Below are 15,492 nucleotides of genomic sequence, written 5' to 3' on the forward strand. Positions count from 1 at the left end.
GAACGGGCGGCTGCCTCAGCAGGCCGCCGTCCGTTCGTTGCGTTCACAAGGAGTTTGTCCGAGATGATTTTTGAGACCCGCGGCACCATCGATTATCACGAGACCGGAACGGGCCCGACGGTGGTGCTTGTGCCGGGCTCATGCAGCACCGGCGCCGCGTGGCGGCCGGTCATGGCGCATTGGCAGAACCGGTTCCGTTGCGTGACAACCAGCTTGTTGGGGTATGGCGGCACGGCCGAGCGTCGCACTTCAGGCAATGCAGACATCGCGCATGAGAGCGAAATCATCGAGGCGGTGATCCACCGCGCAGGCGGCCCCGTGCATCTCGTTGGTCATTCGTTTGGCGGATTGGCCTCGCTTGCGGTCGCTCTGCGGCGGCACGTTCCCCTGCTCAGCCTGACCATTGCCGAAGCTCCTGCCATGGAAATCCTGCGGGAAGCCGGAGAGATGACCCACTATGAAGCTTTCCGAAAGATGTCCGGCACTTATTCCGATGCCTTCAAGCGCGGCGAAACCGACGCGATCGCACGGATGATCGATTTCTATGGTGGCGCAGGCACCTTCGCTGCATGGCCTCAGCGCGTGCGCGACTATGCAGTCGAAACGACACCGGCGAATTTGTTGGACTGGGAATCAGCCTATGGTTTCCGCCTCACGCCCGCGTTGCTGGCGAGCGTTGCGGTCCCCACGCTTGTCATTTGGGGAAAAGACAGTCATCCAGCCGCAAGTCGGGCAAACGATATGCTGGGCCGTTGCATCCCGAACGCCGTCCGCGCGACGATCGCCGGAGCCGCTCATTTCATGATTGCGACCCATTCGAAGCAATTCGCGGAACTGGTAGCCCGTCACGTCGGACAATCCAGTCTTGGCCCATCCACCCTTGCACCGGCCGCCGCGCGCTAATTTGCGCGCGGCGCGATAGCTCGACGTTGTGCCGGCCTGCTAGACGTTGCTTCGTCCGCGCACCAGTCCGACCACCGCCGAGACCAGAAACAGGATCACGGCAATGAAGAAGATCGCCTTCGCGATTTCGACGGAGGCGCCGGCTATACCGCCGAAACCCAAAACGCCCGCGATCAAAGCGATGATCAGAAATGTAAGGACCCAGCTCAGCATGATACGACCTCGATTGGCTGTTACTATCTCGATGGCGGCGGCTGAGCGTCACGCATCGACTGCAGGACCAATCCGGGTCGGTAATGTTGGTTCCGGCCGGCGGAATCGCGAAATTTGACCATTTCGGCGGAACAAAATCGCCGCAAAGCCGCAAAATCGGGCCGGCAACAGCGACCGCATAAAACCTGTCAAAACGGCCGGACAGGTCCTATATGGCCCTTGATCCCTGCTATGAAGGCTCCCCTTTACCGCCTCACGGTGCCATCGTGGGGCCAAGACGATTCGAGAAATGACCGAGCCGAGCAAACTGCCCCATCACGGCGTCCCCGAGCACCAGCCTGCGGCTGGCGGCATCGCCGCGCGTGCGCGGGCCGCCGCCGGCCCGCAATATCTCAACGGGCTCAATCCCGAGCAGCGCGAGGCGGTCGAGACGCTGGATGGGCCGGTTCTGGTGCTGGCGGGCGCAGGCACCGGCAAGACCCGCGTGCTGACTACGCGCATCGCCCATATCCTGAGCCAGGGCCGCGCGCGGCCGCATGAAATCCTCTCGGTGACTTTCACCAACAAGGCCGCGCGCGAGATGAAGCTCCGCCTCGGGCAGATGCTCGGTCAGGCCGTCGAAGGCATGCCGTGGCTTGGCACCTTCCACTCGATCGGCGGACGCATCCTCCGCATCCACGCCGAGCTGGTACAGCTCAAATCCAATTTCACCGTGCTCGACGTCGACGATCAGGTCCGCCTGCTCAAGCAGCTCCTGCAGGCCGAGAACATCGACGACAAGCGCTGGCCGGCGCGCATGCTGGCCGGGCTGATCGACGGCTGGAAGAACCGTGGGCTGGCGCCCAGCCAAGTGCCGTCGGGGGAAGCCGCGATGTTCGGCAACGGCAAGGGCGGCAAGCTATACGCCAGCTATCAGGAGCGGCTGAAAATCCTCAACGCCGCCGATTTCGGCGATCTGCTTCTCGAGAACATCCGGCTTTTTCGCGAAAACCCTGATGTGCTCAGGCAATACCAGAACCGCTTCAAGTTCATTCTGGTCGACGAGTATCAGGACACCAACGTCGCGCAGTACCTATGGCTGCGGCTGCTGTCGCAGGCGCCGTCGCGACCGGGAGTGCCGCTGTCGGCCATCATTCCGGAGAGCATCGATTCTCCCGTCATTCCGGGGCACGCCGAAGGCGTGAACCCGGAATCCAGAGGTAAAGAGGACTCACCTCGAGATTCCGGGTCTGCGCTTTCAGCGCATCCCGGAATGACGGAGACGCTGGCCGCTGCCTCCTCCTCACCCCCCAAAAACATCTGCTGCGTCGGCGACGACGACCAGTCGATCTATGGCTGGCGCGGCGCGGAGGTCGACAACATCCTGCGCTTCGAGCACGATTTTCCCGGCGCAAAAGTCATCCGCCTTGAACGCAACTACCGCTCCACCGGCCACATCCTCGCCGCCGCTTCTCATCTGATCGCGCACAACGAAGGCCGGCTCGGCAAGACGCTGCGCACCGAGGATGTCGACGGCGAGAAGGTCACCGTCACAGGCTCCTGGGATTCGGAAGAGGAAGCCCGCGCCATCGGCGAGGAGATAGAGGAGTTGCAGCGCGCTGGCGAGAACCTCAACGAGGTCGCGATCCTCGTGCGGGCCTCGTTCCAGATGCGCGAGTTCGAAGATCGTTTTGTGACGCTCGGCCTGCCCTATCGCGTGATCGGCGGTCCGCGGTTCTATGAGCGCGCCGAAATCCGCGATGCGCTGGCCTATCTGCGCGTGATCAATTCTCCCGCCGACGACCTCGCCTTCGAGCGCATTGTCAATGTCCCGAAGCGCGGGCTTGGCGACGCCACCGTGCAGTTGCTGCACGACCACGCCCGCAAGCGGCGCATGCCGCTGTTCGAGGCGGCCCGGGCGGTGGTCGAGACCGACGAGTTGAAGCCGAAGGCGCGCGGTGCGCTGCGCGACCTTATCCTCCAATTCGACCGCTGGCGCGCCCAGCGCGAGGTGACCGCGCACACCGAGCTCGCCGAAATCGTGCTCGACGAGAGCGGCTACACCGAGATGTGGCAGAAGGACCGCTCCGCCGACGCCGCCGGCCGGCTCGACAATTTGAAGGAACTGGTGCGCTCGATGGAGGAATTCGAGAACCTGCAAGGATTCCTCGAACACATCTCGCTGGTGATGGACCGCGACGGTGAGGCCAGCGACGAGGCGGTGTCGCTGATGACGCTGCATTCGGCCAAGGGGCTCGAATTCGACAACGTGTTCCTGCCCGGCTGGGAGGAAGGCCTGTTTCCGAGCCAGCGCACGCTCGACGAACAAGGCCGCGCCGGCCTCGAGGAAGAGCGCCGCCTCGCCCATGTCGGGCTGACCCGCGCCCGTCGCCGCGCCAAACTCTATTTCGCCACCAACCGCCGCATCCACGGCACCTGGTCGACCACGATCCCGTCGCGCTTCCTCGACGAACTGCCGTCGGCCAATGTGGAGATCACCGAGTCGAAAGGCGGCTCCGGCTGGGGCGGCACCGGCGGCTACGGCCCCTCGCGTTTCGATAATGTCGAATCCTTCGGCTCCAGCTATACGACGCCGGGCTGGCAGCGTGCGCAGGCCAATCGCAACCGCAGCCAGGGCGGCCGCAGCGGTCAGGCCCGCGGCGGGTTTGAGGAAAGCCAATCGTCATTTTCAGGCGGCTTCTCCCGCAACAAGCGCGGCCCGATCGTAATCGAAGGCGAATTGGTGGCGAAATCCACCGGCACGGTTTCAGAATTCTCGCTGGCCGATCGCGTCTTCCACCAGAAGTTCGGCTATGGCCATGTGGTGAAGATCGACGGCAACAAGCTGACGATTGCGTTCGAAAAGGCCGGCGAAAAGAAGGTGGTCGATAGTTTTGTGGAGCGGGTGTAGGGCGATAATTTTTCCCGCACGATTGCATAAGTGGCAAAGCGTTCCTATCTCCCGGTTCCCACCCCCTTCCGCGTCGACCCCGGCCGAAGTGCCGCTGCGCCGTTCGCCACACCTCGCTTCAGAATGCCATGCTTGCGCCACCTCCCATCATATCCGTATCCAATCTCTCAAAGACCTACGGCTCCGGCTTCAAGGCGCTGAAGGGCATCAACCTCGATATCAAGCGCGGCGAAATCTTCGCGCTGCTCGGGCCGAACGGCGCGGGCAAGACTACGCTGATCAGCATCATCTGCGGCATCGCCAACTTAAGCGAGGGCCGCGTCACCGTCGGCGGCCACGACATCAATAGCGACTATCGCGCGGCGCGGTCGCTGATCGGCCTGGTGCCGCAGGAACTGCACACGGACTCGTTTGAAACCGTTTGGGCCACCGTCAGCTTCAGCCGCGGCCTGTTCGGCAAGCCGAAAAACCCGGCGCATATCGAAAAGGTGCTGAAGGACCTGTCGCTGTGGGATAAGAAGGATTCCAAGATCATCACGCTCTCCGGCGGCATGAAGCGCCGCGTGATGATCGCAAAAGCATTGTCGCACGAGCCGCAGATTCTGTTCCTGGACGAGCCGACCGCGGGCGTCGACGTCGAATTGCGCAAGGGCATGTGGGACGTGGTGCGCGGCCTGCAGGCCTCCGGCGTCACCATCATCCTGACCACGCATTACATCCAGGAAGCCGAAGAGATGGCCGACCGCATCGGCGTCATCAACAAGGGCGAGATCATCTTGGTCGAAGACAAGGCCGGGCTGATGCAGAAGCTCGGCAAGAAGCAATTGACATTGCATCTGCAACAGAAAATTGAGGCCATTCCGCCCGCCCTCGCGCCTTACAAGCTCCAATTGTCCAGCGATGGCCGGCTGCTGACCTATGATTACGATACTAAGGGCGAGCGCACCGGGATCACCAGCCTTCTCACCGACCTCCGCAATGCCGGCATCCACATCTCCGACCTCGATACCACCCAGTCTTCGCTGGAAGACATCTTCGTTAGCCTGGTGAGGGCGCCATGAATTACCGCGCGATCCGCGCCATCTATCTGTTCGAAATGGCCCGCACCTGGCGCACGCTGCTGCAGAGCATCGTCTCGCCGGTGGTTTCCACCTCGCTTTATTTCGTGGTGTTCGGCGCCGCGATCGGCTCGCGCATCACCGAGGTCGAGGGCGTCAGCTACGGCACCTTCATCGTGCCGGGCCTCGTCATGCTGTCGGTGCTGACCCAGAGCATCGCCAACGCCTCGTTCGGCATCTACTTCCCGAAATTCGTCGGCACCATCTACGAAATATTGTCGGCGCCGGTTTCCTATATCGAAATCGTGATCGGCTATGTCGGCGCGGCCGCGACCAAATCCATCATCCTCGGCTTGATCATCATGGCGACCGCTGCGCTGTTCGTGCCGCTGCATATCCATCACCCCTGGTGGATGCTGACCTTCCTGGTGCTGACGGCGGTGACCTTCAGCCTGTTCGGCTTCATCATCGGCATCTGGGCCGATGGCTTCGAAAAGCTGCAGATGATCCCGATGCTGATCGTGACGCCGCTGACCTTTCTCGGCGGCAGTTTTTACTCGGTCAACATGCTGCCGTCGGGCTGGCGCACCATCACGCTGCTCAATCCGGTCGTATACCTGATCTCGGGCTTCCGCTGGAGCTTTTACGAGATCGCCGACGTCAGCGTGGCCTTGAGCCTCGGCATGACGCTCGGCTTCCTCGCCATCTGCATGGTGCTGGTGTGGTGGATCTTCAGGACCGGGTACCGGCTGAAGAATTGACACGCAGTGTCATTCCGGGGCGGCTCGCAGAGCCGAACTATGGTGCGCAATTGCGCACCTGAGAATCTCGAGATTCCCCGATGCGCAATTGCGCATCTGAGGTCTGGTCCTAACGGACCATCACGGAATGACGGTCTCCAACTCTGTCGATGACAAGACGCGCAGCGCGCGGCCGCTCGCGAAAATGTCAGCACTTTGCCGCCGATTGCGCCGCTCTGACGCCTTGTTTGCGCCGTGGGACGCGTTAACGATTGCGGACGCAGGCCACTGGAACCAGTGCCGGTTTCCGGGCATATTGGATGCCGGGGACGGAGAGCCGGCGCTTCATACAGGGGCCTGGAGGCCAAAGGTAAAATGCGTTCCTTCCTCATTGCCGTCACCGCCCTGACACTGTTCGCCTCGGGCACCGCCCAAGCCAAAGTCGCCATAACAGTCGATAAGGACAACCAGCAGATGACCGTCGCCGTCGACGGCGTCGAGCGCTACCGCTGGCCGGTGTCTTCGGGTCTTCCCTCCTATGAAACGCCGAACGGCAGCTTCCGCGCCTTCCGGATGGAAGAGGACCATTACTCCAAGGAATTCGACGACGCGCCGATGCCGCATTCAATCTTTTTCACCAAGATCGGCCATGCCATCCACGGTACCGATTCCGTGAGCCGTCTCGGCAGCCCGGCCTCGCATGGCTGCGTACGGCTGTCGCGCGAGAATGCCGCGAAGCTGTGGGATCTGGTGAAGCAGGAAGGCGTACTCAACACCACGGTGACGTTGACCGGCTCCTCCCAGGTCGCGCTCGCACGCAATCCGCGTCGCGGCAATACGGCCGTCGCGCGCCGCGCCCCGCAGCCGCAATATGAACAGCAATACGACTCCGCAGCCGGCGACCCCGTCGTGATCACGCCGCAGCAGCAGCGCGTGGCGCCACAGGCGCGAGCCGATGATGGCTACATCTATCCGGCCGATGGCTCTTCCACTGGGGCGCGTTATCCGGCGCCGCCCAGCCGCCGCGTCTACGACACCCAGGCCTATCAGCAGCAACAGCCGCAATATTACGATAACCGCGGCTATCCGCCGGCGCCGCAGGGCTATTACTACCAGCCGCGGCAGCAATATTATCAGCAGCGCGGGCTGTTGACCTACCAGGATTAACGAGCGAGTCCATCGCGGTCGCAGGACGTCCTCAGCCGTCCGTCGCGCTCGCGAGCAAGCGCTCGCGCTGCGCCGCCAGCCGCGACTGTTGCCAAGCGTCGTGAGCAATCATCCCTGCCGCCATCGCGGCGACGAAGACGATGATTCCGGGCGACAACGTCGCCAGGCTTTCCAGCGCCGGCCCCGGGCATAACCCGACGAGGCCCCAGCCGATTCCAAACAGCCCCGCGCCTGAAACCAGCGGCAGATCGATTCCCGATTTGCCCGGCCGAAAATATTGCCCGGCAAACCACGGCCGCGCGTTGCGGTCAGCCAGCATGAAGCCGGGTATCGACACAGCCAGCGCCGCGCCCATCACCACCGCGAGACTCGGATCCCATGCTCCGAAGATATCCAGAAAGCCAAGAACCTTCGTTGGCTGCACCATGCCCGAAATCAACAGGCCCGCGCCGAAGATCAGGCCGCACAACAAGGGAGCGATGATCCACATGGCTCAGCCTCCCAACGCATGATGGGTGATCGCGACGGTGACAACCGCCGTCACCATGAAGACGATCGTGGCGACGATCGAGCGCAGCGACAGCCGCCCTATGCCGCAGATACCGTGACCGGAGGTGCAGCCGCCGCCGAGCCGCGTTCCGAATCCGACCAAGAGGCCCGCCACGACAATAACAGCCCAGCTCGACGGCAGCTTGGGTTGCGCCATCCCGTAACCGATCAGGCCAGCGAGGATAGGCGCCAGAATGAGCCCGCCGACGAAGGAGATACGCCAGCCCTTGTCCTCGCCGCGCAAATTCAACAGGCCGCTGAAGATACCGCTGATCCCGGCGATCCGGCCGGTCGATAACATCAGCAGGACAGCGGAAAGCCCGATCAGGGCGCCACCGATCGCGGCCGATACGGGAGTGAAATTGGCCATCGTCGCTCCATCGGTTCAGGGCAGGCCATGATCATAGGCGCACCCTGCCCGGCTGCAACTCGCCTATTCCTCGCCTTTTCTAAGCCGCCGCCATACCGCGCCCAGCACGTTGGAATAATCGTCGGTCCAGACCCGCTGGTTTTCCCTGGCTTCCGTCAGCGCCCATTGCTCCGACGATGCTAGCTTGCCGACGTCAGTCTCCTCCCTCGCCGAGACCACGACCGAGGTCGAAAAGATGTATTCGCTGTCGCGCCCGGAATCCTCGCTGTAGACCCAGCTCTTCAAGTCGTTGGCATCGGCGATGCCGACGACCACGCTCGACAGCTCCAGATGCCGGTTGGAGACGTGCATCACGACCGCTCCCTGCGGCGCCAGCTTGGACTTGTAGATTTCCATCGCCTCTTCGGTCGCCAGGTGAACTGGGATCGCATCCGACGAATAGGCGTCGACGATGATCAGGTCATAGGCGCCGTCGGGCTCGCGCGCGAAGGTGAGCCGCGCATCGCCGATGACGGGCTGCATGTTCGGCTCGCAGACCTGAATATAGGTAAAATATTTCGGGTTTCGCGCGGTATCGACCATCGTCTGATCGATCTCGAAGAACTTCCATTCCTCGCCCGGCTCCGAGGCGCAGGCCAGCGTGCCGGAGCCGAGCCCGATCACGGCCACGCGCAGCGGCGCGCCCTTGCGTTCCCGGATCGCCGTGATCGCCTGGCCGATGCCGCCGTCCCTGTAGTAGTAGGTGATCGGCTCCGGCTGGCCGGTGACCGGCGTGCCGTCGTCGTTCTTGAATTTCTCGGCGCCATGGATCGTGGTGCCGTGCATCAGCACGTGATACTGGCCGTTCGGCGTCACCACGATCTTGTGGACGCCGAAGAAACTGCGCACCGTCTCGACCCGGCCGTCGTCGGAAGGATAGGCGCGCAGCAATACCAGCGCCACCACCACGGTCGCAAAGATCTTCCAGCGATTGGCATTGAGGGTAAGCGCCAGGAGCGCCGCCAGCACTCCGACTGCGCCGATCACCCAAACGCGATGATCTTCGAACCAGTTGAACACTTTTCCGGTCGACCAGGCCGGCGCTATCAACGCCACCGCCAGCACCGCAAGGAACGGCCAGTACCATGCGCTCCAGCGCGGCAAACGTTCGCCGCCAGTCGGGCGGCACAGCGCCGCCAGCGCCAGCAGAATCGGATATTCCGCGACCGATGAGAAGGTGAACGGCGCGATCAAACCGGCAAAGAGGCCGCCGACCATGCCGCCGAACGACAGCGCGACATAGAAGCCGGTGAGATATTTCGCCGCCGGGCGCGTGCGCGCCAGTTCGCCGTGACAAGCCATCGCAATCACGAAAAAGCAGAACTGGTGGCCGCCGAGCGTCAGCAGCAGATTCTGTTCGCCGCCGAACGCGAGCAGCACCACGATGCCGGCGATCGCCAGCGGCTGCGCCAGCAACATCCATTTGTGCGGCAATAACGGGCGCGACTGGAAGACGAGCACCCAGGTCAGGAGATAGAGCGACAGCGGCAGCACCCACAATAGCGGCGCTGCGGCGACGTCGGTGGAAATATGGGCCGTCACTGCGATCAGCAGCCCCGACGGCACGGCCGCGAGGAAGATCCAGCGAGCGCGCAAGATCCATGACGGCGCCGGCACGTCGCGATCGTCGGGCGCCAAATTCAGTTCCGCCGCCCTCACTGGCGAGCGCAGCAACAACACGCCGCAGGTCGCGATCAGCACGATCAAGAGGCCATAGCCGCCGGTCCAGATCAGGTTCTGCATGCGCAGGGTGAACATCGGCTCCAGCAGCACCGGATAGGACAACAGCGCCAGGAAACTGCCGACATTCGAGGAAGCGTAGAGAAAGTACGGGTCGGGGCCGTTGGGGTGGCCGGTGCGGACGAACCAGGCCTGCAGCAGCGGGTTGTTGGCCGCGAGCGCGAAGAACGGCAGGCCGATCGAAACCGCAAACAGGCCGAGCAGCCAGAGCGCATAGCCTGAATTCGGCGGATCGCCCCACCCGCTTGCGATCGACAGCGGCATCGTCAGCATCGCAACTGCAAGCAGCGCGAGATGAACCGCCACGGGAATCGTGCGATTGCGCGCCTGCATCAAAAAATGCGCATAGGCATAGCCGCCAAGCAGCAGCGACTGGAAGAACACCATCGCCACCGACCAAACCGCCGGCGAGCCACCGAGCCGCGGCAGCACCATCTTGGTGAACAGGGGTTGCACCGAAAATAATAACAACGCGCTGACGAAGATCGCAGCGGTATAGACGGTCAGCACCAGCCGGTTTCGCGAGGCAGACGGTTCAGAAATCATGAAAGCTCCGGCTTGAACCCGGCGGGAGCCGGCGGCGAGCATTCCGGCAGGTTGTGCCGGAAGCGCAGATAGAGCATATGGCAACATGACGGGCAATGCGGGATGAGATGTCGTTCCGGGGGCGGTGCAAACCATCGAACCCCGATGTGCAATTGACATTGTGGAACCTCGAGATTCCGGGTCTTGTCCTTCGGACAATCCCGGAATGACAGGTTCAAACTAATCAAACCTTCTTGAAGCGGACATGAGCGAAACCGAAAGCGTCATCATCGGTGCGGGGCATAACGGCCTCACCTGCGCGGCTTATCTCGCGATGGCCGGCCTGCGCGTGAAAGTGGTCGAACGCCGCAAGACGGTCGGCGGCGCCGCGGTGACCGAGGAATTCCATCCCGGTTTCCGCAATTCGGTGGCCGCCTATACCGTCAGCCTGCTCAATCCGCAGATCATCACCGATCTGAGACTCGCCGAACACGGCCTGCGCATCGTCGAGCGCCGCGCGCAGAATTTTCTGCCCGCCCCCGACGGCAGCTATCTCCTGACTGGCGAGGGCCGCACCAGGCAATCGGTTGCTAAACTCAGCGAGCGCGATGCCGTCACGATCGAGGCCTTCTCGCGCGAACTGGAAGCCATCGCCGATGTGCTGCGACAATTCGTGCTGCGCGCGCCTCCGAACCTCGTTGAGGGCTTTGGGATCGGCGCGATCCGCGAGGCCTTCAACGCCGTCGGCACGGCCGGCATCCTGCGTAAGCTTTCGCTCGAACAGCAGCGCAGCCTGCTCGACCTATTCACGCGCTCGGCCGGCGAAATGCTGGACGAGCGCTTCGAAAGCGACCTGGTGAAGGCGCTGTTCGGCTTCGACGCCATCGTCGGCAATTACGCAAGCCCCTACGCCGCCGGCTCCGCCTATGTGATGCTGCACCACGCGTTCGGCGAGGTGAACGGCAAGAAGGGCGTATGGGGCCACGCCATCGGCGGCATGGGCGCAATCACGCAAGCCATGGCGCGCGCTGCGCGCGGGCATGGCGTCGAGATCGAAACGGACGCCGGCGTGCGCGAGGTGATCGTCGAGGGCGGGCGCGCCGCGGGCGTCGTCCTCGACAATGGCGAGACCATCCGCGCGAAATACGTCGTCTCCGGCGTCAATCCGAAATTGCTGTATACGCGGCTCGTGCCGTCGGGCGCGCTGGCGCCGGAATTCCTCGAACGCATCGCGCGCTGGCGCAACGCATCCGGCACCTTTCGGATGAATGTCGCGCTGCATGCGCTACCTTCCTTCACCGCCCTGCCCGGCGCCGGCGACCATCTCACCGCCGGCATCATCCTCGCGCCCAGCCTCGGTTATATGGATCGCGCCTGGCAGGACGCGCGAGAGCACGGCTGGAGCCGCGAGCCGGTGGTGGAAATGCTGATTCCCTCGACCCTCGACGATTCCCTTGCACCGGAGGGCCGGCATGTCGCGAGCCTGTTCTGCCAGCACGTCGCGCCGGAATTGCCGGATGGAAGGTCATGGGACGATCACCGCGATGAGGTCGCCGACCTCATGATTGCGACGGTGGACAAATTCGCGCCGGGCTTTGCGACAAGCGTGATCGGCCGTCAGGTGCTGTCGCCGCTGGATCTCGAGCGGCAGTTCGGTCTGCTCGGCGGCGACATTTTTCATGGGGCGCTGACGCTCAATCAATTGTTCTCGGCACGGCCGATGCTGGGCCATGCCGATTATCGCGGGCCGCTGAAGGGCCTCTATCATTGCGGCTCGGGCGCGCATCCCGGCGGCGGCGTCACCGGCGCCCCGGGCCACAACGCCGCGAAGGTGATCCTGGGCGATCACCGCGCCCTGTTCGGATAGAACGCAGTGGACAATGTGGGTAAAGCCGGTGGGCAACGGCGGGAGAAGCCTGTGGATTGCTTGTTGATAACCAGCGGCAACGGCTGTGGAAGACATCGGTATGGTTCCGTCGACAACCGGTTGGCAACTTCCCCGCTCGGCTGTGGACAGGCGGTGGAAACATGCAACTTTTCTGAGTAGCACGACATGAAACTTGCTCAAGTTGAACGAAAACGCCCGTTCCCAATCGTATCTTTCCCCGCTTTCGGCAGGTTCTTCAATGACTTCCCTCGCCCCCACACATCGCGTTCATTTTGCTGTCGGCGACGAGCACACAGCCAAGGGCGTCGTCGACGCCCTGACCGAAGTTTTTTTTGAAGGCCAGGCCGCAATCGCTGCGTTCGAACGGCCGGATGGCCGATGGGACGTCACGGTGCATTTTGGCGAGCCGCCCGATCAGCCGCTGATCCGCGAACTCGTCGCCGATGCGGCCGGCGCGGAAATCGCCGCTGGCATCGCCTTCGATACGGTCGAGGCCAAGGATTGGGTCAAGGCCAGCCTCGAGGACCTCGTTCCCGTGCCCGCCGGGCGTTTCGTGGTCCACGGCCAGCATGACCGCGACAGGATCTCGCCCAACAAGCTTGGCATCGAGATCGAGGCGGCGCTGGCCTTCGGCACCGGCCACCACGGCACCACGCGCGGCTGCCTTCTGCTGCTCGACCATGTCCTGAAAGCCTGGCGCCCGCGCCGCGTGCTCGATCTCGGCACCGGCACCGGCGTGCTGGCGATTGCGGCGGCCAAGGCGCTGCATGAAAAAGTGCTGGCCAGCGATATCGATCCGCCCTCGGTGCACGTCGCCCGCAACAATGCGCGGCTGAACATATCGGGGCATCTGGTGCGGGCGGTCCGCGCCACCGGCTTCTCGGCTCCGCAATTTGCGCAAGCCGCGCCGTTCGATCTGGTGCTGGCGAATATTCTGGCCAATCCGCTGCGGCAACTGGCAGGGCCGATGGCGCGGCATCTGGCGCCGGGCGCGCTGGTCATTCTCTCAGGGCTTTTGACCCATCAGGCGCCCGCCGTCATCGCCGCCTATCGCGCCCGCGGGCTGGTTCCCGTGCGGCATCTGCGCATCGACGGCTGGAGCAGCGTCCTGCTGCGCAAGGTGAACTAGAATCTAGTCGGCTGATCTGTGCCGGTTGCGGGCGACCGCGCCCTTTTCTTTCTTCAACGACCGCTTGACGCGTGCTTCCGCGAACCGGTCGAGGATCTGGACGATGACGCCGCGCTGCTTCTTGTTGGCGACGGGCGGCACGGGGCCGCGACGTTCCGGTGGTGAAATCTTCTCAAACGTGAAAGCAGGCATGGTGTATCCCCTCTTCGTTGAGTTGAAACACTCCTGGAGCTTCTCCCGGTACCTTGAGCTGAGCGGCTACACCGCAATCCGCTCCGTCCGACTAGCGCGGACCGACATATTGAAGCACAGATTATGCCAAATTGTGGCGGAGACTGCCGCATTGCGGACCGCTCCACCCAACCCTAAAGTGACCAGGCAATGTTCGAAGCCCATTTCCAGACATTCGAAGAACCCGAAGGCGGCGTGGCGCTGACCGCGCGGCTGGCGCGCTTCCGCGAGGAGCTGGCGCGACGGAAGTTGATGGGATTCGTGGTTCCGCGCGCCGATCAGCAACAGAACGAATATGTCCCGGCCTCCGAAGAGCGGCTGGCCTGGCTGAGCGGCTTCACTGGTTCGGCGGGCATGGCGATCGTTCTGCCGCGCGAAGCCGCGGTTTTCGTCGATGGCCGTTATACGCTGCAGGCCGCCAAGCAGGTCGACCGCAAGGCCTGGCAAATCGAGCCGCTGGCCGATCCGCCGCCGGAGCAGTGGCTGACCAAGCACCTTGCGGCCGGCGACCGCCTCGGTTTCGACCCGTGGCTGCACACGTCGGCGGCAGCCGAGCGTCTGGCCGCCGCCTGCACCAAGGCGGGGGCGGAACTGATTGCGGTCGAAACCAACCCGCTGGATTCGATCTGGACCGAGCGCCCGGCCCCGCCGCTCGGCCGCGTCGCCACTCACGGCGTGCAGTTTTCCGGCGAGATCGAAGCCGAAAAACTCAAGCGCATCCGGCTGGAGATCAACAAGCTCGGGGTAGAGGCGCTGGTGCTGTCGGACAGCCACGCGGTGGCCTGGACCTTCAACATCCGCGGCGCCGACGTCTCGCACACACCGCTGCCTTTGTCCTACGCGCTGGTGCCGAAGGACGGCCGCCCCACCATCTTCATCGATCATCGCAAGCTGTCCAACCTGACGCGCGACCACCTCGAACAATCCGCCGATGTGCGGGAGCCCGACGCGCTGGTGCCTGATTTGACCGAGCTTGCGCGCAGCGGCGCCGCGATCGCGCTTGATGCCGCCACCGCCGCGGACGCGCTGAGCCGGCTGATCGCAGGCGCCGGCGGAAAACCGGTACGCGGCAACGATCCGGTGAGCCTGTTGAAGGCGGTGAAGAATATCACCGAGATCGAGGGCACGCGGACCGCGCACCGGCGCGACGCGGTGGCGCTGGCGCGCTTCCTCGCCTGGATCGACCGCGAGGCGCCGTCGGGCGCTTTGACGGAGATCGATACCGTCGAGGCCCTGGAAACGTTCCGCCGCCAGACCTGCGCGCTGAAGGATGTTTCGTTTCCGACCATCGCCGGCACCGGGCCGAACGGCGCCATCGTGCATTACCGCGTCACCCGCAAGAGCAACCGGCGAATTTCGCCCGGCGATCTGCTGCTGATCGATTCCGGCGCGCAATATGAAGACGGCACCACCGACGTCACCCGCACCATCGCAATCGGCAATCCGACCGACGAAATGCGCGATCGATTCACCCGCGTGCTGCGTGGGCACATCGCGATTGCACGCGCGGTGTTTCCGGACGGCACCACCGGCGCGCAGATCGACTCCTTTGCGCGGCAATTTTTGTGGCAGGCCGGCCTCGATTTCGAGCACGGCACCGGCCACGGCGTCGGCAGCTATCTCTCGGTGCATGAAGGCCCGGCGCGCATCTCGAAACTCGGCACCACGCCCCTGAAGCGCGGCATGATCCTCTCCAACGAGCCTGGCTACTACAAGACCGACGCTTACGGCATCCGGATCGAGAACCTCGAACTCGTCATCGGCACCGATATACCCGGCGCCGAGAAGCCGGTGAACGCGTTCGAGACGCTGACGCTGGCGCCGATCGACCGCCGCCTGATCGACGTGAACATGTTGAGCGCGACGGAGCTGAAGTGGCTCAACGACTATCACGAGCGCGTCAACCGCGCGGTGCGCCCGCACCTCGACGACAACGCCACGAAACTGTGGCTGAACGAGGCGACGGCAGCGATGCTGCCGCTTTAATCAGCGTCGTCCGCCGCTGTCATCCCCCGCGAAGGCGGGGGACCCAGTACGCCGCGGCCTATCC

At 63.6% G+C, this 15,492-nt stretch carries 13 protein-coding genes; 8 read left to right on the forward strand and 5 right to left on the reverse strand.

What is annotated here, in order from left to right:
- Nucleotides 1–63 precede the first annotated feature (63 nt).
- A complete protein-coding gene (locus tag KJQ96_RS17080) occupies nt 64–903 on the forward strand; it encodes an alpha/beta fold hydrolase (RefSeq protein WP_213287752.1) in 840 nt (279 codons plus the stop codon).
- 39 nt (nt 904–942) lie between these two features.
- On the opposite strand, the gene KJQ96_RS17085 is transcribed toward KJQ96_RS17080, so the two are convergent.
- Nucleotides 943–1,116: a DUF1328 domain-containing protein gene (locus KJQ96_RS17085; protein ID WP_065749588.1), complete on the reverse strand. Its 174-nt coding sequence runs from the start codon at nt 1,114–1,116 to the stop codon at nt 943–945.
- A gap of 289 nt (nt 1,117–1,405) precedes the next feature.
- Here KJQ96_RS17085 and KJQ96_RS17090 point away from each other — a divergent pair, with 289 nt between their 5' ends.
- From KJQ96_RS17090 to KJQ96_RS17105, 4 genes are all read left to right on the forward strand, one after another.
- Nucleotides 1,406–4,006 (forward strand): ATP-dependent helicase, encoded by a 2,601-nt coding sequence (locus KJQ96_RS17090; protein WP_213287753.1) that lies wholly within the window; start codon nt 1,406–1,408, stop codon nt 4,004–4,006.
- Nucleotides 4,007–4,134: 128 nt separating this feature from the next.
- A complete protein-coding gene (locus KJQ96_RS17095; protein WP_213287754.1) occupies nt 4,135–5,067 on the forward strand; it encodes an ABC transporter ATP-binding protein in 933 nt (310 codons plus the stop codon).
- Nucleotides 5,064–5,825, forward strand: a complete 762-nt coding sequence (locus tag KJQ96_RS17100; protein WP_213287755.1) for an ABC transporter permease — start codon at nt 5,064–5,066, stop codon at nt 5,823–5,825. The genes KJQ96_RS17095 and KJQ96_RS17100 overlap by 4 nt, the downstream gene beginning before the upstream one ends.
- Before the next feature lie 354 nt (nt 5,826–6,179).
- On the forward strand, nt 6,180–6,971 hold the full coding sequence (locus tag KJQ96_RS17105) for a L,D-transpeptidase (protein ID WP_213287756.1): 792 nt from the start codon (nt 6,180–6,182) through the stop codon (nt 6,969–6,971).
- A gap of 31 nt (nt 6,972–7,002) precedes the next feature.
- Here the strand turns inward: KJQ96_RS17105 and KJQ96_RS17110 are convergent, their stop codons facing one another.
- The 3 genes from KJQ96_RS17110 to KJQ96_RS17120 form a co-directional block, all read right to left on the reverse strand.
- A complete protein-coding gene (locus KJQ96_RS17110; RefSeq protein ID WP_213287757.1) occupies nt 7,003–7,461 on the reverse strand; it encodes a DUF6691 family protein in 459 nt (152 codons plus the stop codon).
- 3 nt (nt 7,462–7,464) lie between these two features.
- Nucleotides 7,465–7,890 (reverse strand): YeeE/YedE family protein, encoded by a 426-nt coding sequence (locus KJQ96_RS17115; RefSeq protein ID WP_213287758.1) that lies wholly within the window; start codon nt 7,888–7,890, stop codon nt 7,465–7,467.
- A gap of 63 nt (nt 7,891–7,953) precedes the next feature.
- The gene (locus tag KJQ96_RS17120; protein ID WP_213287759.1) at nt 7,954–10,215 is read right to left on the reverse strand and encodes a fused MFS/spermidine synthase; all 2,262 of its coding nucleotides are present in this window, start codon (nt 10,213–10,215) and stop codon (nt 7,954–7,956) included.
- Nucleotides 10,216–10,459: 244 nt separating this feature from the next.
- Here KJQ96_RS17120 and KJQ96_RS17125 point away from each other — a divergent pair, with 244 nt between their 5' ends.
- A complete protein-coding gene (locus KJQ96_RS17125; RefSeq protein ID WP_213287760.1) occupies nt 10,460–12,061 on the forward strand; it encodes an NAD(P)/FAD-dependent oxidoreductase in 1,602 nt (533 codons plus the stop codon).
- Between the two features lie 259 nt (nt 12,062–12,320).
- Nucleotides 12,321–13,211 carry a 50S ribosomal protein L11 methyltransferase gene (locus tag KJQ96_RS17130; protein ID WP_213287761.1) on the forward strand — a complete coding sequence of 297 codons (891 nt, stop codon included), beginning with the start codon at nt 12,321–12,323 and terminating at the stop codon, nt 13,209–13,211.
- 3 nt (nt 13,212–13,214) lie between these two features.
- Here KJQ96_RS17130 and KJQ96_RS17135 read toward each other — a convergent pair whose 3' ends face one another.
- Nucleotides 13,215–13,403, reverse strand: a complete 189-nt coding sequence (locus KJQ96_RS17135) for a hypothetical protein (protein ID WP_213287762.1) — start codon at nt 13,401–13,403, stop codon at nt 13,215–13,217.
- A 189-nt stretch (nt 13,404–13,592) separates the two neighbouring features.
- On the opposite strand from KJQ96_RS17135, the gene KJQ96_RS17140 reads away from it, so the two are divergent.
- The gene (locus KJQ96_RS17140; protein ID WP_213287763.1) at nt 13,593–15,428 is read left to right on the forward strand and encodes an aminopeptidase P family protein; all 1,836 of its coding nucleotides are present in this window, start codon (nt 13,593–13,595) and stop codon (nt 15,426–15,428) included.
- Nucleotides 15,429–15,492: the final 64 nt, after the last annotated feature.

Origin of the sequence: Bradyrhizobium sp. sGM-13 (assembly GCF_018398875.1) — a bacterium.
In the GTDB taxonomy this organism is placed as follows: domain Bacteria; phylum Pseudomonadota; class Alphaproteobacteria; order Rhizobiales; family Xanthobacteraceae; genus Bradyrhizobium.

Bases quoted from the DNA above. Each gene is read 5' to 3' on its own strand.
- KJQ96_RS17090 (WP_213287753.1), top strand. From the start codon at position 1,406: ATGACCGAGCCGAGCAAACTGCCCCATCACGGCGTCCCCGAGCACCAG.
- KJQ96_RS17095 (WP_213287754.1), top strand. From the start codon at position 4,135: ATGCTTGCGCCACCTCCCATCATATCCGTATCCAATCTCTCAAAGACC.
- KJQ96_RS17100 (WP_213287755.1), top strand. From the start codon at position 5,064: ATGAATTACCGCGCGATCCGCGCCATCTATCTGTTCGAAATGGCCCGC.
- KJQ96_RS17130 (WP_213287761.1), top strand. From the start codon at position 12,321: ATGACTTCCCTCGCCCCCACACATCGCGTTCATTTTGCTGTCGGCGAC.
- KJQ96_RS17125 (WP_213287760.1), top strand. From the start codon at position 10,460: ATGAGCGAAACCGAAAGCGTCATCATCGGTGCGGGGCATAACGGCCTC.
- KJQ96_RS17115 (WP_213287758.1), bottom strand. From the start codon at position 7,890: ATGGCCAATTTCACTCCCGTATCGGCCGCGATCGGTGGCGCCCTGATC.
- KJQ96_RS17085 (WP_065749588.1), bottom strand. From the start codon at position 1,116: ATGCTGAGCTGGGTCCTTACATTTCTGATCATCGCTTTGATCGCGGGC.
- KJQ96_RS17080 (WP_213287752.1), top strand. From the start codon at position 64: ATGATTTTTGAGACCCGCGGCACCATCGATTATCACGAGACCGGAACG.
- KJQ96_RS17140 (WP_213287763.1), top strand. From the start codon at position 13,593: ATGTTCGAAGCCCATTTCCAGACATTCGAAGAACCCGAAGGCGGCGTG.
- KJQ96_RS17120 (WP_213287759.1), bottom strand. From the start codon at position 10,215: ATGATTTCTGAACCGTCTGCCTCGCGAAACCGGCTGGTGCTGACCGTC.
- KJQ96_RS17110 (WP_213287757.1), bottom strand. From the start codon at position 7,461: ATGTGGATCATCGCTCCCTTGTTGTGCGGCCTGATCTTCGGCGCGGGC.
- KJQ96_RS17105 (WP_213287756.1), top strand. From the start codon at position 6,180: ATGCGTTCCTTCCTCATTGCCGTCACCGCCCTGACACTGTTCGCCTCG.
- KJQ96_RS17135 (WP_213287762.1), bottom strand. From the start codon at position 13,403: ATGCCTGCTTTCACGTTTGAGAAGATTTCACCACCGGAACGTCGCGGC.